The organism is Flavobacterium glycogeni (assembly GCF_048286775.1).
Taxonomy (GTDB): domain Bacteria; phylum Bacteroidota; class Bacteroidia; order Flavobacteriales; family Flavobacteriaceae; genus Flavobacterium.
Genome location: NZ_JBLVPV010000005.1, coordinates 185,214 through 207,327 on the forward strand (window position 1 = coordinate 185,214; position 22,114 = coordinate 207,327).

The window sequence follows — 22,114 nt, forward strand, 5'->3', positions numbered from 1 at the left end:
TATAATTATTAGATTTCTAATTTTTTCACCAATACACAAGCATTGTGACCGCCAAAACCAAAAGTATTACTCATAACAACATTCATTTCTCTTTTCTGAGCTTTGTTGAAAGTAAAATTTAATTTTGAATCAATGCTTTCATCATTTGTAAAATGATTTATGGTAGGTGGCACTATTCCGTGTTTCATGGAAAGAATAGAAGAAATTGTTTCAACAGCCCCTGCTGCGCCAAGTAAATGACCAGTCATGGATTTTGTTGAATTTAGATTCATTGTATAAGCGTGCTCGCCAAAAACATGAAGTATAGCTTTAGATTCTGCCATATCTCCAAGAGGCGTTGAAGTTCCGTGCATGTTTACTCCGTCAACATCGGTTGGTTTTAAACCAGCGTCTCTCAAGCAGTTTAACATTACGTTTTTGGCACCCAATCCATCAGGATGTGGAGCGGTTATATGATGCGCATCTGCTGACATACCGCCACCGCCAATTTCGCAATATATTTTTGCTCCACGAGCAATAGCATGTTCGTATTCTTCAAGGATTAAAGCTCCTGCTCCTTCTCCTAAAACAAATCCATCACGGTCTTTATCCATAGGTCTGGAAGCTGTTTTTGGATCGTCATTTCGTGTTGATAAAGCATGCATGGCGTTAAATCCACCCATACCTGCTATAGTTACAGCCGCTTCAGATCCTCCGGTTACCATAACATCTGCATGGCCTAATCGGATATAATTGAAAGCGTCAATAATAGCATTTGTTGAAGATGCACAAGCAGAAACGGTAGCGAAGTTTGGTCCTCTAAATCCGTATTTTATAGAAATATGACCACAGGCAATATCTGAAATCATTTTTGGAATAAAGAACGGGTTGAATTTAGGAGTTCCATCGCCTGCTGCAAAATTCAACATTTCGATTTGAAAGGTCTCCAATCCACCAATTCCTGAACCCCAAATAACACCGGCTCTGTCTTTATCTAAAGTTTCCAGATTGAATCCGGCATCATTTACAGCTTCTTCAGATGATACCATTGCGTATTGCGCATAGCGGTCCATTTTTCTTGCCTCTTTTCTGTCTAAGAAATCTTCAGCATTAAAATTTTTCAATTCGCATGCAAATTGAGTTTTAAATTTCGAAGCGTCAAAATAAGTGATCGGAGCAGCTCCACTAACGCCGTTAATAAGTCCGTTCCAATACTCTTCAATGTTATTTCCAATGGGTGTAAGAGCGCCTAAACCTGTTACAACAACTCGTCTTAATACCATAAATTCTTTATTTTTTGTTATCTTTAAACAAATAAAACCCATGCTTTCTTTGCTGTATTACTATTACGAAAGAGCCATGGGTATTACAATAAATATAGTTTTGATTGAAATTCAATCTCGAATTTAATTTTAAAAAAAATAATAACACCCGTTTGCAGGATTGCAAACGGGTGTATAATTTATTATTTTTTAGCTTCCTCGATGTAAGAGATTGCTTGACCTACAGTAGCGATGTTTTCTGCTTGATCGTCTGGAATTTGAATGTCAAATTCTTTTTCGAATTCCATAATAAGCTCAACAGTGTCTAATGAGTCAGCTCCTAAATCATTAGTGAAGCTTGCTTCTGTTACAACTTCGTTTTCGTCAACACCTAATTTGTCTACGATAATCGCTTTTACTCTTGATGCAATGTCTGACATAATCTTTAATTTTAGAATTTAATTTGTTGGCAAAAATAAAAAACTTTATTTTAAAACAACTATTTAGTTAATAAATGTGACATCTAATTTATGAAATTTATTTTAACAAAGCTGTCGTAATGTTATTTATTTTCGATTTTTATGCCTTTTTTTGTGCAATTAAAATAGGATAGGTTATGAAAAAAATTGTGGTTTTTGCTTCTGGATCGGGGACTAATGCTGAAAATATCATAAAGTATTTTGCGAAAACAAAAATTGGAACGGTTGAAGCGGTGTTTACAAATAACCAAAGTGCTCTAGTGATTGAAAGGGCAAAAAACTATGGAGTTCCAGCAATAATTTTCTCAAAAGAAGAACTGATTGAAGGTATTGTATTACAAAAAATAAATAAAATTCAACCTGATTTGATTGTTTTGGCAGGATTTTTATTAAAATTTCCCGAAAACATCATTGCAGTCTATCCTAATAAGATCATAAATATTCATCCGGCATTACTACCAAAGTACGGCGGAAAAGGAATGTATGGTATGTACATTCACAGAGCAATTGTTGGCAATAAAGAGGTGGAAACTGGAATTACCATTCATTTTGTTGATGAAAATTATGATGAAGGGAATATTATTTTTCAAAAAAAGGTAGCCTTGTCAGGAGATGAAACTCCAGAAGAAGTGGCCGGAAAAATACATGAATTAGAACAAAAATATTTCCCGGAAATAATTGAGAGATTATTGGAAGAATAGATTAGTTAGATTTTTAGACTTCTTAGATTTTTGTGTTGATTCATAAATTCAAAAAAATATTCAGCGCTTAAATGTATTATTTAAGATGAACAAAAGTTAGCCTGAAAAAGTTTGTCTCTTTACATTATCTTTTCTAAAAATCCAACAGTCTAAGAAGTCTAAAAATCTAAGAAGTCCAACAATCTAAAAATCTAAGAAATCTGAAATGGAACACGAAGTACACATATATACGGATGGTGCTGCCAAGGGAAACCCTGGGAACGGTGGTTATGGAGTAGTAATGGAATGGGTAGGAAAACCGTATAAGAAAGAATTCTATGAAGGTTTTCGTCGAACTACCAATAATAGAATGGAATTGTTGGGGGTGATTGTAGGTCTCGAAAAATTAAAAAATCCGAACACTAGAGTTTTAGTGGTTTCTGATTCTAAGTATGTGGTAGATTCAGTGGTGAAAAAATGGGTTTTAGGCTGGGAAAAAAAAGGATTTGTTGACAGGAAAAATTCCGACTTGTGGAAACGTTTTTTAGTGGTGTATAGAAAACACCAAGTTGATTTCAAATGGATCAAAGGACATAACAATCATGTCCAAAACGAAAGATGTGATGAGTTAGCCGTTATGGCTTCGATGCAAAAGCAGCTTTCAGTCGATGCTTTTTACGAAAAAGAAGAAGAAAAATTACTGTAAATGGCTGTTTTTCAGTGTGATAAATTGTGAAAATTTTACGATTGTGAGGCATTGCAACTTTACAACTTATAAACTATCTTTGCGCCTTAATTCGAAACCTATATAAATGAATAAATTATTGATTGTTGGAAGCGTTGCTTTTGATGCCATAGAAACGCCTTTTGGTAAAACTGATAAAATTTTAGGTGGAGCTGCACCTTATATAGGACTTTCGGCTTCTTTTTTTAATTTACAATCTGCCATAGTTTCTGTAGTTGGCGATGATTTTCCACAAGAATATTTAGATTTATTAACAGCAAGAAATATTGATATTTCGGGACTTGAAGTAGTAAAAGGCGGAAAAACGTTTTTTTGGAGTGGTCTTTACCATAATGATTTGAATTCAAGAGATACATTGGCTACTGAGCTTAATGTTTTGGGTGATTTTCAACCAAAAGTGCCTCAAAATTTCAAAAATGCTGATGTGGTGATGTTAGGAAACCTACATCCATTGGTACAAAGCAGTGTTTTGGATCAAATGGAAAGCAAACCAAAATTAGTGGTTTTAGACACTATGAATTTTTGGATGGATTGTGCTTTACCGGAATTGCTTGATGTAATGAAACGTATAGATGTAATCACTATTAATGATGAAGAAGCAAGACAGCTTTCCGGAGAATATTCTTTGGTAAAAGCAGCTGCAAAAATTCATAAAATGGGACCGGAATACGTGGTGATAAAAAAAGGAGAGCACGGAGCGCTTTTGTTTCATGAAAAAGAAGTGTTTTTTGCGCCAGCATTACCATTAGAAGAAGTTTTTGATCCAACTGGGGCAGGAGATACTTTTGCAGGTGGATTTGCAGGATTTATAACGCAGAGTGAAAACATCTCTTTTGAGAACATGAAAAATGCCGTTATTTATGGTTCTAATTTAGCTTCATTTAGTGTGGAAAAATTTGGAACAGAAAGGATGGTTGATTTAGATAAAGAGGAAGTTGTGTCCAGATTACAACAATTCAAATCACTGACACAATTCGATATAGAATTATAATGCACTGAAACCTCGGAAACGGGGTTTTTTTGTTAAATAAAATTAGCAGGGAATTACATCTGATTTATCGATTTTTTAGATCAGTTCAATTTATTTTTTAGAATAACACAACAACACAAACAACCTTACAATGAGTGATGCTTTAAAACACGAGTGTGGTATAGCCTTAATTAGACTACTCAAACCGCTTGAATTTTATAAAGAGAAATACGGAACTGCTTTCTACGGAATACAAAAAATGTATCTTCTTATGGAAAAGCAGCACAATCGCGGGCAAGACGGAGCAGGTTTTGCAAGCATAAAACTAGATGTGGAGCCGGGAGAACGTTACATCAGTAGAGTTCGTTCTAATCATGCGCAACCTATTCAAGATGTTTTCGCTCAAATAAATGACAGAATAAATGAGGAAATGGCTTCTCATCCAGAATATGCGGATGATGTAGCGCTTCAAAAACAGAAAATTCCGTATTTAGGAGAATTGTTTTTAGGACATGTTCGTTATGGAACTTTTGGTAAAAACAGCATTGAAAGTGTTCATCCATTTTTACGTCAGAATAACTGGATGCACAGAAACTTGATTTTGGCCGGAAATTTTAACATGACTAATGTTAAAGAGCTTTTTCAAAGTTTAGTTGAACTTGGTCAGCATCCAAAAGAAATGGCGGATACGGTTACAGTAATGGAAAAAATCGGTCATTTTCTGGATGATGCAGTAACTGATTTGTACCAAGAATGTAAAGTTAATGGATTGACAAAAAGAGAAGCATCGCCAGTAATTGCTGAAAAACTGGATGTTGCTAAGATTTTGACTCGTGCGTCTAAAAATTTAGATGGAGGTTATGCTATGGCTGGACTTCTGGGTCATGGTGATTCATTTGTATTTAGAGACCCGGCAGGAATTCGTCCCGCTTATTTTTATCAAGATGATGAAATAGTTGTAGTGGCTTCAGAAAGACCGGTAATCCAAACTGTTTTTAATGTTCCTTTTGAAAAAGTTCAAGAAATTGAACCTGGAAATGCACTAATCATCAAGAAAAACGGAACGGTTTCTATGCAGGAAATTCTTCCACCAACGGTTAAAAAAGCCTGTTCTTTTGAGCGAATTTATTTCTCGAGAGGAAGTGATGCCGAAATATATCAAGAAAGAAAAAATTTAGGAAAACTTATTTTGCCTGCCGTTTTAAAGTCAATAGACGAAGATACAGACAATACCGTTTTCTCTTATATTCCAAATACGGCCGAGACTTCATTTTACGGATTAGTTGAAGCAGCGCAAGATTTCTTGAATCAAAGAAAGAACAACTACATTCTGGAAAATAAAGATACTTTGACAAAAGATTCTTTGCAGGAATTACTTTCAGTGAAAATCCGTACCGAAAAAGTAGCCATTAAAGACGCTAAATTAAGAACCTTTATTACAGAGGATAGCAGTCGTGATGATTTAGTAGCCCACGTATATGATGTTACGTATGGTGTTATAAAGCCAACAGATAATTTGGTAATAATAGATGATAGTATTGTTCGAGGAACGACCTTGAAAATGAGTATTATCAAAATGATGGATCGTTTGAATCCAAAGCGAATTGTTGTCGTGTCATCAGCGCCGCAAATACGCTATCCGGATTGTTACGGAATTGATATGGCAAAACTAGAAGGCTTGGTGGCTTTCAAAGCAGCATTAGAATTGCTTAAAGAAAGAAACTTATACCATATTGTTGACGAAGTATATGTGAAATGTAAAGCACAAGAAAACTTCAAGGACATTGATGTCGTAAATTACGTAACAGCAATATATGCGCCTTTTCAACCACAAGAGGTTTCAGATAAAATTGCACAAATGTTGAGTTCTCCTGAGATAAAAGCTGAAGTAAAAATTATTTTTCAAACCGTAGAAGATCTGCATATTGCTTGTCCTAAAAATTTAGGAGATTGGTACTTTACCGGTGACTATCCAACACCTGGAGGGAACCGAGTAGTAAACCGAGCATTCATGAATTTCTATGAAGGAAAAGATGCCAGAGCATACTAATATAGCAGATGATGGGTTTTTAATCGGTTTTCTAAGTTGTTCGTCTAATTTATTTGGTGGCAACCAAGAACTGATATAAATTTGAATCACCATAACATTAGTAGGTTAAGTTTATGGTAGATTTGGGGCAAAAAGGGTGGAAGAAATTCCACCTTTTTTATTGGAATAAAGTCAATAAAAAAAGTTAGAAGTTAAAGGTTAGAAGTACGAAATTGCAAAAGCAATATAAAACCTCTTAACCCCCAACTTCTAACCTTTTACTTTAACCTTTAACTTCTTAAACTATTTCTCTAAAGCGAATCTTCTTGCTACTTCCGTCCAGTTGATTACATTGAAAAAAGCTTCGATATAATCAGGTCTTCTGTTTTGATAATGCAAATAGTAAGCATGTTCCCAAACATCCATTCCTAAAATTGGAGTTCCGCCACAACCTACACCTGGCATTAATGGATTATCTTGGTTTGGAGTACCGCAAACATCTACTTTTCCACCTTTATGAACACAAAGCCAAGCCCATCCAGAACCAAATTGCGTAATTCCCGCTTTGCTGAATTTTGCTTTAAACTCTTCAAAAGTTCCAAAAGCAGCTTCAATAGCAACTAATAAATCACCAGTTGGAAGTCCACCACCGTTTGGCGTCATTACGGTCCAAAACAAGTTATGGTTGTAAAATCCACCACCATTGTTACGAACAGCAGCGTTTTTTAGGTCAAGATTAATCAAAATATTTTCAATCGTCTTACCTTCCATATCCGTTCCAACAATAGCTGCATTAAGATTGGTAGTATAAGCATTGTGATGTTTAGAATGGTGAATTTCCATTGTACGCGCATCAATATAAGGTTCTAATGCGTCATACGCATAAGGTAATTGTGGTAATTCAAAAGCCATAATATGATTGTTTAAATGATTTATAAATATTTTTATTCAAATTTAAACATTAAACTTTGGAAACGGAAATTCTATTTCGTTATAATTTCATTAAATTAATTGATAGTGTGCTCTTTGGAGTTGTAACAGACTTGTTTTCAGGAGCTATTCTATAGGGACGCTGCAATCTTTTTATCCGCCGAAAAGGCTGATAAAAAGGATTTCCACTTCAAACGAAGTTCACTGAACTCCTATGAGAATAAAAGTTAGGTGAAGTAATCAGGGCTAAAAAACCACTGTGTTTTAAATTACCATTCTGTTTTAAATACAAGTTTTAGAACCGAAATTTCCAAATTACGATTGCGCCATCGCTATACAAATAATACTAATTTTTGAACCGGGAATTTTTAGTAAAGCGCGCGAACAGGCTTCTAATGTAGCTCCGGTTGTAATAACATCATCAATTAAAAGGAAATGTTTATTGTGGTCTTTTTCAGTAAACACAACATCAAAAATGGTTTCGATTCCTTCTGTTCTTCCTGATAAGTTTTTCTTGGATTGCGTTTTTGAATACACATTCCGAATCAACAGCGAATCATTATAATCTATATTTAAACTCGAAGAAAGTGCTTTTCCAAAAGTGCTAACTTGATTGTATCCTCTTTTTTTTAACTTTTTTCGGTGTAATGGAACTGGAATAATTTCATCAACAGATTGTAATGGTGCTATTTTTTTCAAATCTTCAGCGTACCATTCGCCAAGAATTGTTCCTATTTCCTCGTGTCCTTTGTATTTTAAATTATGAATGAGTTCTTGTACGATTCCTTTTTTATGAAAATAAAATAATGCCGAGGTATGAAGTACAGGAATTCGTCCGTAAAATTTTTTGAAAGCATCATTCTCTGGATTCAAATGATGATTCGTCAGTGGAATATCGTGTCTGCAAACCGTACAAATTACATTTTCATTGGTCAATAAAAAGGAGCTGCAACCGGAACAGACTTTTGGAAAAAAGAGATTTATAATGCTTTCAAACATGTAATCAGGGATTTATTTATAAAAATAGACAAATCAATGCTTCAATCTTTAACAATTTTCTTTTTTTTAAGTTCACTTTTTATATTTTTGCATCATTATGGCAAAACAAGAAGATTTATTTAAGAATGTAATTTCGCACGCAAAAGAATACGGATTTATTTTTCCGTCAAGCGAAATATACGATGGTTTAAGTGCAGTCTATGATTATGCACAAAACGGAGTAGAATTAAAAAAGAACATACGCGAATATTGGTGGAAAGCAATGGTTCAAATGAACGATAACATTGTTGGCCTTGACGCGGCAATATTGATGCACCCAACCACTTGGAAAGCATCAGGTCACGTAGACGCTTTCAATGATCCATTGATTGATAACAAAGATTCGAAAAGAAGATATAGAGCCGATGTTTTGATTGAAGATTATGCCGAAAAGCTAAATCAAAAAGCAATCAAAGAAATCGAAAAAGCGCGAGCTCGTTTTGGAGATGCTTTCAACGAACAGGAATTTGTAACTACAAATGCCCGTGTGATGGAGTACAAAGCCAAAGAAAGAGAAATTCTGGAAAGAATGGCTCGCTCTCTTGGTAACGAAGATTTGGAAGATGTAAAAGCATTAATCGAAGAATTAGAAATTGCTTGTCCGGAATCTGGTTCCAGAAATTGGACTGAAGTGCGTCAATTCAACTTGATGTTTGGAACAAAACTTGGAGCTTCAGCTGATTCAGCAATGGATTTATATTTGCGTCCGGAAACGGCGCAAGGTATTTTTGTTAACTTCTTGAATGTACAAAAATCAGGAAGAATGAAGGTTCCTTTTGGAATTGCGCAAACCGGAAAAGCGTTTAGAAATGAAATTGTTGCGAGACAATTTATTTTCCGTATGCGTGAGTTTGAACAAATGGAAATGCAATTTTTTGTGCGTCCAGGCGATGAAATGAGATGGTACGAACATTGGAAAACAGCTAGACTAAATTGGCATTTGTCACTTGGTTTAGGGGCAGCAAATTACCGTTTTCACGATCACGAAAAATTAGCCCATTATGCGAACGCAGCTGCTGATATTGAATTTAACTTCCCTTTTGGATTCAAAGAATTGGAAGGAATTCACTCTCGTACCGATTTTGATTTGAAAGCACACGAACAGTTCTCCGGTAGAAAATTGCAGTATTTTGATGCTGAATTGAACCAGAATTACGTTCCTTATGTAGTGGAAACTTCAGTAGGATTAGATAGAATGTTTTTGGCAGTTTTCGCAACTTCATTAAAAGAAGAAACTTTAGAAGATGGTTCTACAAGAACAGTGCTGAAATTACCTTCAGTTCTGGCTCCAACTAAAGCGGCAATTTTACCATTGGTTAAAAAAGATGGATTGCCGGAAATTGCACATAAAATCATTGACGATTTGCGCTGGGATTTCAATGTGGCGTATGATGAAAAAGATGCGGTAGGAAGACGTTACAGAAGACAAGATGCATTAGGAACTCCTTTCTGTATTACCGTAGATCATCAAACTATCGAAGATCAAACGGTAACGATTCGTCATAGAGATACAATGAAACAAGACCGTGTAAACATTGCCGACTTAAAATTGATCATCGAGAATGAAGTTTCAATGAAAAACTGGTTGATGAAAATGTAGTAGATTCGGTTATTTGCTTAATCGTTTATTGAATAAACAAAGGCTTCTCGATTGAGAAGCCTTTTGTGTTTTTTAAAATCGATAGCCAAGTGTAATTCCACCACGGCCTACAATTTTTTGGTCGTAATCATTGCTTTTTTCATTGAATAAATTTCTTCCAACTCCGGCATTTAATTCAAATACAAATCCCTTTTTGGTCACCCATTTTCCTCCTAAGCCAAAACCAAGTGCGAAATCGGTGATTTGCTCTTCTTTTATAGTTGTACTCATTCCGTTATTATAATAATAAGTTTCGCCTTGATACGTGTTTAGCATTCCAAAACCTTCAGCAAAAAATCCGGCGGCTGGTTTTTTTCCAAAATAAAAACGATAATAAGGTGTCAGGCTAAACTTAGTGTAAACATCTTCATCATAAGAAAAAAATAAGGAGACTCCAGCTCCGGATTCTTCGTTAAGCAATCGCTCATAGGTGAATTCTACAGCTCCAGCAACTAGCATAAGTGCATTTCCTTTTAATTCATTTTTTTTGAAATCGGTTGTTTCTTTTTCTTGGCTAAAGCCAAATAAAAAAGAAGATAAGCACATTATAACAAATAGTTTTTTCATAACATTAGTTTTTTGTGCAAAAGTAAGATAAATTTGTAAAATATATATTTTCAAACTTAATTTATGTTGGTTAATTCGGACAAAATATTTATAGGTTAATAAAGATGTTTTCTTTTCCTTTAGTGAAAACGAGTAAAGGCTTTCCCCTGCTAAATTTTTTGTTTCTGTATTCACATGAAATATTTTTAATGCACAATTGAAGGAATGAATTGAGAATTTAATTTCTTTTAAAAAAGCAACAATGCTCTTCAACGGATTTATTTGCATTTCATCTTAATGTATCAACATTTGTTAAAAACATATTAACAACACCCGTGCAAAATGGGTTAAATGCTTATTTTTAGAATGTTAAATAAAATTTTTTTGTTTAATTAGTTTCCCAAAACTACCGTTATTACTTAATAATTTGAAGTGTATTTTGCTTTGGATATTTGACAATACCTAACAATTCCAGTAAAAACCATCGATGAATTATTCGTACATTATTATTGACGACGATCAAGAAAGTGTTTTGAAAACAAAAGCCATGGCTGATAGTTTTTCAGAGCTCGATTTTGTAGCATCGGCTAATAATTATGAAGAGGGTTTAAATCTCATATTAGAACATACTCCGCAACTCGTTTTTCTGGAAATCGATCCGGCAAATCCAGCCAGTAATTTGTCGCTGGCTCTTATTAATGAGCTGCACAGGTATTTGAAAGTGATCCCTAAAATTATTGTAACAACGGCCAAAAAAGATTTGGCTTTTGAGGCTTTAAAATATGAGGTTTTCGATTATTTATTAAAACCACTGGTACGGATTGATGTTATAAAATCAATTTTAAAATTGAATAAATCGATTGTTCCAAAAGAAGTTTTTTTAGAACAATCGTCAGTTATTGATGAAAAACCAACAGTTTTAATCAGACAAGAAACGCCAAATCAAGACCAATCTCTTATTCTGTGTATCAAATCCTATGGTGATTACAGGTACATTGCTGCCAAAGATATTTGCTATTTCCAAGCCGATAATAATTCTACGGATATATACCTGAATAATGGTGAAATGATAACTGCTTTCAAAACATTGAAGCATTTTGAAGGAGTTTTGTCTTTTCCTTTTATTAGAATTCATAACAGTTATATCGTAAACCGTAATTATATTTCCAGAATTCATAGTGGAAATTCAGTGTGTTATATTAAAAACAGCGCCGTAAAACTCCCCTTCTCCAAATCCTATAAGGTAAATATTGACCTTATTATTTCTGATTTTTCCAATGGAAATTATCTGGAAATTTAAAAAACAGTCATTCACTTTAATTTGATGGTCATTCACTATCAAATGGCTGTATTCTACCATAAACGCCTTTTTCTGTAGGATTTTTTGAAGTTGTCTGTGTAGTTTTACTAAAGAATTCCGTGTAAACGTGATTCTAAAGTAAGTCAAAACAAAACAACAATATAAAACCCAAATTATGAAAAAAGCAATCTTAACAATCGGATTATTCTCTTTAGTGATGGTATTAACCTCTTTTACTTCAAATGAAGGAATTACTTCAACAACAAAAAATGATAAAGCAGAAGTTTTCACAATTGAAAATGTACAATTAAATCTTGCTGGGAATGGTTCAACAAGTGCGGGGAATAAGAAAGTAGATTAACAAACTTCTCATATAAATTTAAAAGGCTATCAAAGAAATTTGACAGCCTTTTTTTATGGTACTAATTTTATTTTGTTATTTTTGATAAAATTAGATATTATAAGTGAAATATTTTAATAGCATATTATTGTTAACCCTATTTGTTTTTTTTGGTTGTACGCCCAAAAAGACTGCTGAAACTAGTGATAGTATTCAAAAAGACAGTCTGTTAAGCTATTTAATTATGGCAAATGATTTTGATTTATCTAATAAGCAAAGAGTACAGTACATTGATAAGGCCGTAAAAATCATAATCTCTCAAGAGAATGATTCACTTTATAGGACTAATTTATTTAAAATTGCCAATAGGTATTATAATCTAGACAATTGGAAAGAATATAAAAAAACGGTACATCTTGTTTTAAAAAAATCAGAAATAAAGCAAGATACTTTTAGTCTTGCAAAAGGTTATATTTATTTAGGGGATTATTATGAATCTCAGGCAATTCCAGATAGTTCGTTTACTTACTATCACAAAGCAGAAGAAATGTATGCTGATTTAAATGACAACAGTAATTTAGCAAAAACAATTATAAAAAAAGCAAACCTACAATTCAATCAAAGTGATTTTTTAGGGGCTGAAAAAGCGACTTCTAAAGTTTTAAAGATTATAAAGGACACAAATCAAAGCGACATTTTGTATGATGCCTACAATTTATTAGGATTGATTTACAATGAGTTAGAGGATTATAACAATGCAATGGCTTATCATAATAAAGCTTTAACCAGTATTGATAAAATAATTCCATCTGTTTTTCAATCAGAAGCGACTTCTTATAATAATATTGGCTATACTTATCTTAAAAGACAAAACTACAAGCAGGCGAAAATATATTTTCAGAGAGGATTAGAAGAGAAAAATGTATCTAAAGATAAGCCATCATTATACGCCATGTTGTTAAATAATTTAGCGTATTCTAAATTTAAGCTGGGCGATAAGCAAGACATGCCAGATTTGTTTTTTAAATCATTAAAAATCAGAGATAGTTTACAACTTACGGCGGGTGTCATTGCAAGTAAAATAAATTTATCTGAATACTTTATTTCAAAAAATGATAGAGTACAAGCAAGTCAGTTTGCCAAACAAGCTCTTGAATTATCTCAAAAGTCAAACAATTATCGAAATGTTTTAAATTCGCTAAAGCAATTATCTATTATAGAGCCTCAAAACGCTGAAATTTATGCAAACGAATATATTCAAGTTAGCGAGAAACTACAAAAATCTGAACGAAAAATGGGTAATAAATTCACCCGTATAGAGTTCGAAACAGAAGAAATTAAAAGTGAAAATACAGATTTAGTAGTACAAAACAGGAATTTAGTTTATATTTTCAGTGGATTAGCGATGTTGGGGTTGTTTACTTTTGTGATTAAAGCTCAAAAAACTAAAAATAGAGAATTATTGTTCAAACAAGAACAACAAAAGGTGAATGAAGAAATTTACAATCTAATGATTTCGCAACAGAATACCATTGAGGGGATTAGAATTAAGGAGAAAAAAAGAGTGGCTCAGGAATTGCACGATGGAGTTTTGGGGAGAATGTTTGGTATTCGAATGAACTTAGATAGTTTAAATAAAATTCACGACGGAACTGCTGTTGAAAAAAGGAACAACTACTTAACAGAGTTGAAAAGCATTGAGCAGGATATTCGTGAAATTTCCCATGATTTAAATAGAGAAAAATCAGAATTAATTAATAACTTCGTTGCTATTGTAGATAATTTACTTGAAGAACAGAAAAAGACGTTCAAGCCTAAATTATTTACAAGTATTGACAGAACCATAAAATGGGAGTTGTTAAGCAATTCGATTAAAATAAATTTATACAGGATTATTCAAGAGTCACTTCAAAACATTAATAAGTATGCTGAAGCAAATACTATTAAAGTAGAACTTAAAAAAATTGAGGAAGATTTATTTTTAACCATAAGTGATGATGGTAATGGATTTGATGTAAATAAATCGAAAAAGGGCATTGGTTTGCAAAATATACAATCTCGTACCATAGAATGCAATGGAACGGTTGACATAAAATCAAAAAAAGGAAATGGAACAATTATTACGATTGCAGTTCCATTTGAAAACAAACAAATACTTACATAGAAATGACAATTGCCTCAGATGTAAAGACAACAACTAAAAATAATATATTAATCGTTGATGATCACCCTTTTATTATTGAAGGATACAAAAATGCGATTACAAGATATAATCCTCAAGAATTTGAATTTTTAATTAGTCAGGCCAAAGATTGCGAATCGGCATATAATATCATTACAAATCCCGATACTATAGCTTTTGATATTGCTTTTTTAGATATTAGTATGCCTTCTTATGAAGAAAAAGATATTTATAACGGCGAGGATTTGGCAAGATTGATTTCTGAATACATGCCCAGTTGCAAAATTATTTTGCTAACGATGTATACTGAATTGTTGAAAATAAAGACCATTATCAAAACAATTAACCCAAGTGGTTTGGTTATAAAAAATGATTTGACATTTGATGAATTGCTTTTTGCTTTTGATAAAGTTATAAAAGATGAAACATATTATAGTGAATCAGTTTTGAAAATGTTAGACTTGTCTGAAAAAGATACTATAGAAATTGACCAATTTGACAAACAAATTTTATTTCATTTGTCTAAAGGAACTAAGTTAAATGATATCCCGCAATACATTCCAATTTCATTAGGGGCAATTGAAAGCAGGAAAATAAAATTAAAAGAACTATTAAAAATAGAGGATGGCAGTGATGTCGACTTAATCCGAGAGGCAAAAAATAAAGGCTTACTTTTTTAAATTTTATTAAACAAAAAAACGACATTTTTAAAGTGTCGTTTTTTTGTTTTTAAAGAAGTTTTATTGAGTTAAAGCATCCCAACCACGCGCTTTTAAAGCAATTTTTGTATTGGCTCGAGTTACTAAATGAATACCTTCACTTTCTTGTGTCATATGACCAATAATGGTGAAATTTGGATTCCCTTTGATTTTTTCGAAATCTTCCATGGCAATGGTGAAGAGTAATTCATAATCTTCTCCTCCGTTTATTGCCACTGTTGTACTGTCGATGTTGAATTCTTCACAAACATTAATGAATTGAGGATCAATAGGTAATTTGTCTTCATATAAATTACAACCCACTTTTGATTGTTTACACAAATGCATAATTTCCGATGACAATCCATCAGAGATATCAATCATTGAAGTTGGTTTTATTTCTAAAGCGTGCAATAAAGTACGAACATCTTTTCTGGCTTCTGGCTTCAATTGACGCTCGATTAAATACGTATAGGCATCTAAATCAGGTTGTGAATTTGGGTTCACCTGAAACACTTGTTTTTCTCTTTCTAAAACTTGCAATCCCATGTAAGCTGCGCCAATATCACCAGTAACCACTAATAAATCCGTTTGTTTGGCGCCATTTCTATAAACGATCTCCTCTTCATCTGCTTCTCCGATTGCGGTAATACTAATGATTAAACCTTTTTGTGATGAGGTAGTGTCACCACCTATAACATCTACATTATATTCACGGGCTGCATGTGTTATTCCCGCAAATAATTCGTCTAATGCTTCCAAAGGAAAACGATTAGAAACAGCTATTGAAACCGTGATTTGCGTTGGTTTGGCATTCATCGCACAAATGTCAGAAACATTGACTACGACTGCTTTATAACCTAAATGTTTTAAGGGCATGTAGGCCAAATCAAAATGCACGCCTTCAATCAATAAATCGGTAGAAACAACTACTTTTTTATCTTTGAAATCCAAAACAGCTGCATCATCCCCAATTCCCTTTAAAGTAGAAGGTTGGTTGATTTCAAAGTTTTTTGTCAAATGGTCTATCAATCCAAATTCTCCTAATTGGGCAATACTTGTGCGTTGTGGGGTTTTATCTTCGATCATGATTGTTGCGAGGAACGAAGCAATCGCTTCATTCACTTATTTTAATTTAAAAAAAGTTTATTTGGTTACAAATATACGAAGAAATATTCGCCTTGGTTTGCACCATTTTTTCCAAATTTTATCGCACCTTTAGGTAGTTAAATCGTGTAAAATGAAATCATTTGATATAGTTACCCTTACAGTTAATCCTGCTTTGGACAAAAGTGCTCATTTTTCCGGATTGGTGCCTGAGCAAAAAATTCGATGTGAAGAACCGCGTTATGATGCCGGAGGTGGAGGAATCAATGTGTCTAAAGCAATTTCTCGTTTAGGAGGAACTTCTTTAGCGGTATTCACTTCTGGCGGTCCAACAGGTAAAATGCTTGAAGATTTTGTAAGTAAGGAATCGATAGCGTATAAAGCTATCGAAATTCAAAGCTGGACAAGAGAAAGCTTCGTGGCAGTTGATGATAATACGAATTCTCAATATCGTTTTAGTTTTCCGGGACCAGCCATTTCATCTGCTGAAAAAGAGGAGATCATTCAAGTCATTCGAGAACTGAAACCTAAATTTCTGGTTGTCAGTGGGGGATTGAATAAAGATTTATCGATTGATTTTTACCAAAAAATTGCTGAAATAGCAAAAGAATCAAACTCAAAAATGATTGTAGATACTTCAGGAGAAGCACTAAAAAAGGTATTGGAAACAGGTGTTTATATGATAAAACCCAATGTTGGGGAGCTTGCAAAACTCATTGGTGTGGAACGTCTCGAACTGGAAGAAGTAAATAAAGCGGCCAAACAAATCATCACCAAAGGCGGCGCCGAAATTGTTGTTGTTTCTCTTGGCCCGCAAGGTGCGGTATTGGTAACAAAAGATAATTACGAATTTGTTCCAGCTCCTCATGTAGCCAAAAAAAGTACCGTGGGGGCCGGAGACAGTATGGTGGGGGGAATGGTTTGGGCACTTTCGCAAAACAAAAGCCTGAAAGAAGTAATCCGTTGGGGTGTGGCCTGCGGATCAGCGGCAACGATGAATGAAGGAACACAATTATTTAAAGGCGCAGATGCACAACGTTTATTTGATTGGTTGAAGGATAAATAAAAATCATAAATAAAATTACTACTGACAAACTGTTGTCACCGACCGTATTTAATTTTGGTGAAGTAAAAAATAAAACTTTAAAATTATGGAAACAGTATCTCAAGTAGTAAGCCCTCAGGATTTATTAAAACATTGGCAAGGACACCGTGCATTGACACGTCGTGTGATTGAAGCCTTTCCAGAAAAAGATTTTTTTGAATTTTCCATCGCAGGAATGCGTCCTTTTTCAAAATTGACAAATGAACTTTTGTCAATTGCTTCACCTGCCTTAAAAGGGATCGTCAATCGGGAGAGTCAGCCTTTTAGTGAAAAAGACACGGATGAATTAACATCTAAATCTCAATATCTTCAAAAATGGGATGAAGCAACTAAAGAAATCAACGAGTATTGGGAACAACTATCCATCGAAGATTTTAGCGAAACCTTTAATCTTTTTGGGCAATATGAATTTCCAATCATTCACAATATTTTCTATTTTATTGATAATGAAGTGCATCATCGTGGGCAAGGATATGTCTATTTACGCGCTTTAGGCATTGAACCGCCTTTTTTTTGGGAAAGATAAAACTATTAAAGCTCCTAAGATGATTTTCATTTTAGGAGCTTTTTTTACATCAATTTTTGTCTGTTTATTTCCAGTAATTCCAAAATTCTGGTTTTTAATCTTTCGGGTTCTAGTATGATGGCATAATCTCCAAACATCAAATACCAACGCGAAAAACCTTCTTCGATATCGCGTGACATAAAAGTCATTTCGATTTTATCTTCCTTTTCTTTTTCAGAAACAAAGCCATGATATTTTCGTTCGTATGCCAGATATTTTGCTATTTTTTTCTCTACAAGAATAAGCACTTTAGTAGTTGGGATACTTTCATTTTTATTCAAAAAAGTTTCTAATGAATCGTGTTCTAATGAAAAAGGGATTTCCGTTTTTTTGATTCCGTGAACACGATCCGCTCGGAATTGTCTGTAATCATTCCGCAAATGGCAATAGCCTAACATATACCAATTGTTATTATCGTGAAAGACGCCAACAGGCTCAATATGTCGCACTGTAATTCCGTTTGAATCAAAAGCCTCATACGAAAGAATAACTTGCGTTTTTTCGGCAATACTTTCAAAAAGAGTCGCTAAAGTATTTGGGGATTTATCATTAAAAAGCTTCTCGGAAGATTGCATTAAAACACTAGACTCGATGCTTGAAACCCAATCTTTATCATCACTTCGAAGCACGGCTTTTAGTTTATACATAGCCGAAGCATAATGATTTCCAAGAGTGGTATCCGTGAATTTCTGCATTAATTTTTCGGCGGCAATAAAACTACTGGCTTCTTCTCGGGTAAACATTACAGGCGGCAATCTGTATCCATCCATTAAGGCATATCCAACGCCAGCTTCACTGTAAATAGGAACTCCCGAAGCTTCCAGCGTTCGAATGTCACGATAGATTGTCCTTAAACTTACCTCGAAGCGATCAGCCAATTCCTGTGCTTTTACTATTTTTTTGGATTGCAATTGAATGAGAATTGCTACGATTCGGTCAAATCGTTTTGGGGTGTCATCTTGCATAATTAGGGAAATGTTTTATTTAATTTATGCTTTGAATTTTCTGAATGATTGGATCATTTCATAAATACCGAAGGCAACTAAAATTTTTCCAAGAATGAACGGTATTAAACTAAGAAAGCAATTAAACTTCAAAATACTTTCTCCTGTTTCATAATATTCATTTTTAAAATCTGTGATTAAAAAGAATCTAAAATAACCATAAAGAAAATCTTGCCAGTTGTTTAAATCAGCATTCAGCTTGATGTTTTCTAATATAAAAAAGAGAGAAAAAGCAGTAAATCCAGTCATTAGAGTAAATTTCATTGCTCTTTTCCAATCAGTTCCATATTCAGAAATTATATCACTAACATCAAGTATGAACAAATCTCTTTTTAATTGAATTGGTTCTCTTTTTCGATGATGAAAATGATTTTTGTCTTTTTTGAATTCAATTAGTTTTTTTCTAATATCTTTTCTGTACGCATTAAATTCATAAACTCTAAATCTGCTAAAGTCAATTTTGTTTTCTGCTTTTTGAAGTTCTTGTTTTATGGTTCGGATTGTTTCTATATCACAATTATCTATTTGATTAATTTGAATATTTTCAAACCATACTTTTTTTTCGAAAACAGTCCTTACAATTGTTATAATGTTCAAATAAGTTTTTTGTAATGAAACATTATCTCGGAAAGTTGTGTCTTCGATTAGCAATTTATGCACAAAGTATCTATTGAAATTAGCTAATTTAGAAAAAGTACAATCATCAAGCCACAAAATGGAAGTGCCTAGATTTACATTAAACAAACCTAAAAATGTTGTTGGACCTGAAAAATTACATTCCCTAAATTGGGAAGAATTGTAATTGCAGTCATATCTGAATTCTTTTAAAAAATCACAACTGTAAAACATGATTTTATTTAATGAAGTAAAATCAAAAAAGCAACCACTAAGAAATTTAACACTACTAATGTCAAAGGTTGTGTTTTCCATAAACTGAACATTTTTGAGCCAGAAGATGGAACTGAAATCACAATTATGTATTTTGAAATTACCTTTGTTGAAAATATTATTTTTTTTATTTTCAGAAGTCATATCATCATTGTCAATAAATTCTAGAACTCCAATTTTTGAATTAATTATTTGGAACTTATTGCAATTGAACGTGTTAGATCTAAATGAAATATCATCAAATTGTCCTTGAATGTTGATGCTGGTATTAAATGTACAGTCTTCAATTTGAATGATTGTTTTAAACTTTTCAGTTTGATTATAAAAATTTAAATGTTTTCCAGTAAAGGTTAGATTTTGAAAAAATATAGGATTCTTGGTTTTAACTTTTTCAAAGTCAATAGATAATTTATTATAATCAATAGTATAATCAGATATGGAAATATCACCTTTATTTGAATATAAAATTTCTAGAAATTCTTCTCCGTTAATTGTTTTCATATTTTAATTTTCTCCTTCAAACTTAAATAAAAAAACCTGACAATTTTCATCATCAGGTTTTCTCTATATTCTATTCTCTTTCTTCTTTCTTCTAAAAAAAATCTAATCGTTCAACTTCAAAACAGCCATAAACGCTTCTTGTGGAATTTCAACATTTCCAACCAGTCTCATACGTTTTTTACCTTTTTTCTGTTTTTCCAATAATTTACGTTTACGGGAAATATCCCCGCCATAACATTTGGCAGTAACATCTTTACGTAAGGCTTTGATAGTTTCACGCGAAATTACTTTCACACCAATAGCAGCTTGAACAGGAATGTCAAATTGTTGGCGTGGGATTAATTCTTTCAGTTTCTCGCACATTTTTTTACCAATCGAATAGGCGTTGTCAGCATGCATCAAGGATGATAAAGCATCAACAATGGTAGCGTTCAACAAGATATCCACTTTAACCAAATTGGAAGTTCGCATCCCAATTGGCGTATAATCAAAGGAAGCATATCCTTTAGAAACTGTTTTCAAACGGTCATAAAAGTCAAACACAATTTCAGCCAAAGGCATATCAAAAGTCAACTCTACGCGTTCCGTAGTCAAATACGTCTGATTAGTGATCAATCCACGTTTTTCGATACACAAACTCATTACATTACCAACATAATCGGATTTAGTGATGATAGTTGCTTTAATAAAAGGTTCTTCAACGTGGTCTAAACGAGATGGCTCCGGCAAGTCAGAAGGATTATTTACTATAAGTGGTGTTGTAGGATCTTTTTTGGTGTAAGCCAAATAAGAAACGTTGGGAACTGTAGTAATCACAGTCATATTAAACTCTCTCTCCAAACGTTCCTGGATAATCTCCATGTGTAACATTCCCAAGAATCCACAACGGAAACCAAATCCCAAAGCTGCTGAACTTTCCGGTAAAAACACCAACGAAGCATCATTCAACTGCAATTTTTCCATCGAGTTTCTCAACTCTTCGTAGTCTTCAGTGTCTACAGGGTAAATTCCTGCAAAAACCATTGGTTTCACATCTTCAAAACCAGTAATTATATTTGTTGTTGGCGTTTTCGCATCCGTCAACGTATCTCCTACTTTTACTTCTTTTGCTTCTTTAATTCCAGAAATTAAATACCCAACATCACCTGCTGAAATTACTTGTTTCGGAACTTGATTTAATTTCAAAGTACCAATTTCATCTGCAAAATATTCATTACCCGTAGCCATGAATTTTATCTTTTGGCCTTTTTTAATCTGTCCGTTTTTCACACGGAAAATAACTTCAATTCCTCGAAACGGATTGTAATGCGAGTCAAAAATCAATGCTTGTAATGGTTCATCAACATTTCCTGATGGAGGCGGAATTTTTTCGATAATCGCTGCCAATATATTTTCAACACCAAAACCCGTTTTACCCGAAGCGTGAATAATATCTTCCAATTTACATCCGAGTAAATCAATAATATCGTCACTTACTTCCTCAGGATTGGCACTTGGTAAATCCACTTTATTCAAAACTGGAATAATTTCCAAGTCATTCTCCAAAGCCAAATATAAATTTGAAATCGTTTGTGCCTGGATACTTTGTGCTGCATCTACAATCAAAAGTGCGCCTTCACAAGCCGCAATGGATCGAGAAACCTCATACGAAAAATCCACGTGTCCCGGAGTATCAATCAAATTCAGGATGTATTCTTGTCCTTTATAAGTGTATTCCATCTGGATCGCGTGACTCTTAATCGTAATCCCACGTTCGCGCTCCAAGTCCATGTTGTCAAGCAATTGCGCTTTTTCTTCACGAGCGGTTACCGTTTGTGTTGCGCCAAGTAAACGGTCAGCAAGCGTACTTTTCCCGTGATCAATATGTGCAATAATGCAAAAATTCCGTATATGTTTCATCTTCTATTAGTATCTATTTTTTTAGGACGTGCCTTTGCTTCCTCTATCGTTCCAGCAATGTCGGGCTATCCGCTATATCTTTTGTTTCGCAAGCTACACAAAAGGATGCCGCTTCTATCCCTCACGCACCATCGCAAACGGCGACAATTAATCTGCAAATATAATTCAAAGTTAATCAGCATCAAAGAAGGTATAGGATATAATGAATAATGCGTTTTTTTATTTTTA

Annotated in this window: 20 protein-coding genes; 11 read left to right on the plus strand and 9 right to left on the minus strand. The window is 33.7% G+C overall.

What is annotated here, in order from left to right:
• Positions 1–8 precede the first annotated feature (8 nt).
• Positions 9–1,262: a beta-ketoacyl-ACP synthase II gene (gene fabF, locus ACNQGX_RS06115; protein WP_417975000.1), complete on the minus strand. Its 1,254-nt coding sequence runs from the start codon at positions 1,260–1,262 to the stop codon at positions 9–11.
• A gap of 182 nt (positions 1,263–1,444) precedes the next feature.
• Positions 1,445–1,681: an acyl carrier protein gene (locus ACNQGX_RS06120; RefSeq protein WP_007137004.1), complete on the minus strand. Its 237-nt coding sequence runs from the start codon at positions 1,679–1,681 to the stop codon at positions 1,445–1,447.
• 176 nt (positions 1,682–1,857) lie between these two features.
• Here ACNQGX_RS06120 and purN point away from each other — a divergent pair, with 176 nt between their 5' ends.
• The 4 genes from purN to ACNQGX_RS06140 all read left to right on the plus strand — a co-directional run bounded on the left by purN (position 1,858) and on the right by ACNQGX_RS06140 (position 6,165).
• Positions 1,858–2,421 (plus strand): phosphoribosylglycinamide formyltransferase, encoded by a 564-nt coding sequence (gene purN, locus ACNQGX_RS06125; RefSeq protein ID WP_417975002.1) that lies wholly within the window; start codon positions 1,858–1,860, stop codon positions 2,419–2,421.
• Positions 2,422–2,626: 205 nt separating this feature from the next.
• Complete coding sequence (gene rnhA, locus ACNQGX_RS06130; protein WP_417975004.1) at positions 2,627–3,106, plus strand: ribonuclease HI; 480 nt, start codon at positions 2,627–2,629, stop codon at positions 3,104–3,106.
• Between the two features lie 106 nt (positions 3,107–3,212).
• Complete coding sequence (locus ACNQGX_RS06135; protein WP_417975006.1) at positions 3,213–4,136, plus strand: PfkB family carbohydrate kinase; 924 nt, start codon at positions 3,213–3,215, stop codon at positions 4,134–4,136.
• A gap of 130 nt (positions 4,137–4,266) precedes the next feature.
• Entirely contained in the window at positions 4,267–6,165 is a 1,899-nt protein-coding gene (locus tag ACNQGX_RS06140; RefSeq protein WP_131914771.1) for an amidophosphoribosyltransferase, read from the plus strand.
• A gap of 282 nt (positions 6,166–6,447) precedes the next feature.
• Here ACNQGX_RS06140 and ACNQGX_RS06145 read toward each other — a convergent pair whose 3' ends face one another.
• Positions 6,448–7,056, minus strand: a complete 609-nt coding sequence (locus tag ACNQGX_RS06145; RefSeq protein WP_417975009.1) for a superoxide dismutase — start codon at positions 7,054–7,056, stop codon at positions 6,448–6,450.
• Positions 7,057–7,389: 333 nt separating this feature from the next.
• A complete protein-coding gene (locus ACNQGX_RS06150; protein WP_417975011.1) occupies positions 7,390–8,073 on the minus strand; it encodes a ComF family protein in 684 nt (227 codons plus the stop codon).
• 97 nt (positions 8,074–8,170) lie between these two features.
• Between ACNQGX_RS06150 and ACNQGX_RS06155 the strand changes: the two genes are divergently transcribed.
• Positions 8,171–9,712 (plus strand): glycine--tRNA ligase, encoded by a 1,542-nt coding sequence (locus ACNQGX_RS06155; protein WP_417975013.1) that lies wholly within the window; start codon positions 8,171–8,173, stop codon positions 9,710–9,712.
• A gap of 72 nt (positions 9,713–9,784) precedes the next feature.
• Here the strand turns inward: ACNQGX_RS06155 and ACNQGX_RS06160 are convergent, their stop codons facing one another.
• Complete coding sequence (locus tag ACNQGX_RS06160) at positions 9,785–10,318, minus strand: DUF3575 domain-containing protein (protein ID WP_417975015.1); 534 nt, start codon at positions 10,316–10,318, stop codon at positions 9,785–9,787.
• A 466-nt stretch (positions 10,319–10,784) separates the two neighbouring features.
• Here ACNQGX_RS06160 and ACNQGX_RS06165 point away from each other — a divergent pair, with 466 nt between their 5' ends.
• The 4 genes from ACNQGX_RS06165 (at position 10,785) to ACNQGX_RS06180 (ending at position 14,799) form a co-directional block, all read left to right on the plus strand.
• Positions 10,785–11,597, plus strand: a complete 813-nt coding sequence (locus ACNQGX_RS06165) for a LytR/AlgR family response regulator transcription factor (protein ID WP_417975017.1) — start codon at positions 10,785–10,787, stop codon at positions 11,595–11,597.
• A 175-nt stretch (positions 11,598–11,772) separates the two neighbouring features.
• Positions 11,773–11,958, plus strand: a complete 186-nt coding sequence (locus ACNQGX_RS06170; RefSeq protein ID WP_417975019.1) for a hypothetical protein — start codon at positions 11,773–11,775, stop codon at positions 11,956–11,958.
• A gap of 127 nt (positions 11,959–12,085) precedes the next feature.
• Entirely contained in the window at positions 12,086–14,101 is a 2,016-nt protein-coding gene (locus ACNQGX_RS06175; RefSeq protein WP_417975021.1) for a tetratricopeptide repeat-containing sensor histidine kinase, read from the plus strand.
• 2 nt (positions 14,102–14,103) lie between these two features.
• The gene (locus ACNQGX_RS06180) at positions 14,104–14,799 is read left to right on the plus strand and encodes a response regulator (RefSeq protein WP_417975023.1); all 696 of its coding nucleotides are present in this window, start codon (positions 14,104–14,106) and stop codon (positions 14,797–14,799) included.
• 60 nt (positions 14,800–14,859) lie between these two features.
• On the opposite strand, the gene thiL is transcribed toward ACNQGX_RS06180, so the two are convergent.
• Complete coding sequence (gene thiL / locus ACNQGX_RS06185) at positions 14,860–15,906, minus strand: thiamine-phosphate kinase (protein WP_417975104.1); 1,047 nt, start codon at positions 15,904–15,906, stop codon at positions 14,860–14,862.
• Between the two features lie 151 nt (positions 15,907–16,057).
• On the opposite strand from thiL, the gene ACNQGX_RS06190 reads away from it, so the two are divergent.
• Both ACNQGX_RS06190 and ACNQGX_RS06195 read left to right on the plus strand, forming a co-directional pair.
• The gene (locus tag ACNQGX_RS06190; protein WP_417975025.1) at positions 16,058–16,990 is read left to right on the plus strand and encodes a 1-phosphofructokinase family hexose kinase; all 933 of its coding nucleotides are present in this window, start codon (positions 16,058–16,060) and stop codon (positions 16,988–16,990) included.
• An 85-nt stretch (positions 16,991–17,075) separates the two neighbouring features.
• On the plus strand, positions 17,076–17,555 hold the full coding sequence (locus ACNQGX_RS06195; RefSeq protein WP_417975027.1) for a DinB family protein: 480 nt from the start codon (positions 17,076–17,078) through the stop codon (positions 17,553–17,555).
• Between the two features lie 44 nt (positions 17,556–17,599).
• On the opposite strand, the gene ACNQGX_RS06200 is transcribed toward ACNQGX_RS06195, so the two are convergent.
• The 3 genes from ACNQGX_RS06200 to lepA form a co-directional block, all read right to left on the minus strand.
• Positions 17,600–18,559 (minus strand): helix-turn-helix transcriptional regulator, encoded by a 960-nt coding sequence (locus tag ACNQGX_RS06200; RefSeq protein WP_417975029.1) that lies wholly within the window; start codon positions 18,557–18,559, stop codon positions 17,600–17,602.
• A 24-nt stretch (positions 18,560–18,583) separates the two neighbouring features.
• Positions 18,584–19,987 (minus strand): hypothetical protein, encoded by a 1,404-nt coding sequence (locus ACNQGX_RS06205; RefSeq protein WP_417975031.1) that lies wholly within the window; start codon positions 19,985–19,987, stop codon positions 18,584–18,586.
• A gap of 102 nt (positions 19,988–20,089) precedes the next feature.
• Complete coding sequence (gene lepA, locus ACNQGX_RS06210) at positions 20,090–21,886, minus strand: translation elongation factor 4 (RefSeq protein WP_282711015.1); 1,797 nt, start codon at positions 21,884–21,886, stop codon at positions 20,090–20,092.
• Positions 21,887–22,114: the final 228 nt, after the last annotated feature.

Bases quoted from the DNA above. Each gene is read 5' to 3' on its own strand.
- fabF (WP_417975000.1), bottom strand. From the start codon at position 1,262: ATGGTATTAAGACGAGTTGTTGTAACAGGTTTAGGCGCTCTTACACCC.
- ACNQGX_RS06120 (WP_007137004.1), bottom strand. From the start codon at position 1,681: ATGTCAGACATTGCATCAAGAGTAAAAGCGATTATCGTAGACAAATTA.
- purN (WP_417975002.1), top strand. From the start codon at position 1,858: ATGAAAAAAATTGTGGTTTTTGCTTCTGGATCGGGGACTAATGCTGAA.
- rnhA (WP_417975004.1), top strand. From the start codon at position 2,627: ATGGAACACGAAGTACACATATATACGGATGGTGCTGCCAAGGGAAAC.
- ACNQGX_RS06135 (WP_417975006.1), top strand. From the start codon at position 3,213: ATGAATAAATTATTGATTGTTGGAAGCGTTGCTTTTGATGCCATAGAA.
- ACNQGX_RS06140 (WP_131914771.1), top strand. From the start codon at position 4,267: ATGAGTGATGCTTTAAAACACGAGTGTGGTATAGCCTTAATTAGACTA.
- ACNQGX_RS06145 (WP_417975009.1), bottom strand. From the start codon at position 7,056: ATGGCTTTTGAATTACCACAATTACCTTATGCGTATGACGCATTAGAA.
- ACNQGX_RS06150 (WP_417975011.1), bottom strand. From the start codon at position 8,073: ATGTTTGAAAGCATTATAAATCTCTTTTTTCCAAAAGTCTGTTCCGGT.
- ACNQGX_RS06155 (WP_417975013.1), top strand. From the start codon at position 8,171: ATGGCAAAACAAGAAGATTTATTTAAGAATGTAATTTCGCACGCAAAA.
- ACNQGX_RS06160 (WP_417975015.1), bottom strand. From the start codon at position 10,318: ATGAAAAAACTATTTGTTATAATGTGCTTATCTTCTTTTTTATTTGGC.
- ACNQGX_RS06165 (WP_417975017.1), top strand. From the start codon at position 10,785: ATGAATTATTCGTACATTATTATTGACGACGATCAAGAAAGTGTTTTG.
- ACNQGX_RS06170 (WP_417975019.1), top strand. From the start codon at position 11,773: ATGAAAAAAGCAATCTTAACAATCGGATTATTCTCTTTAGTGATGGTA.
- ACNQGX_RS06180 (WP_417975023.1), top strand. From the start codon at position 14,104: ATGACAATTGCCTCAGATGTAAAGACAACAACTAAAAATAATATATTA.
- thiL (WP_417975104.1), bottom strand. From the start codon at position 15,906: ATGATCGAAGATAAAACCCCACAACGCACAAGTATTGCCCAATTAGGA.
- ACNQGX_RS06190 (WP_417975025.1), top strand. From the start codon at position 16,058: ATGAAATCATTTGATATAGTTACCCTTACAGTTAATCCTGCTTTGGAC.
- ACNQGX_RS06195 (WP_417975027.1), top strand. From the start codon at position 17,076: ATGGAAACAGTATCTCAAGTAGTAAGCCCTCAGGATTTATTAAAACAT.
- ACNQGX_RS06200 (WP_417975029.1), bottom strand. From the start codon at position 18,559: ATGCAAGATGACACCCCAAAACGATTTGACCGAATCGTAGCAATTCTC.
- ACNQGX_RS06205 (WP_417975031.1), bottom strand. From the start codon at position 19,987: ATGAAAACAATTAACGGAGAAGAATTTCTAGAAATTTTATATTCAAAT.
- lepA (WP_282711015.1), bottom strand. From the start codon at position 21,886: ATGAAACATATACGGAATTTTTGCATTATTGCACATATTGATCACGGG.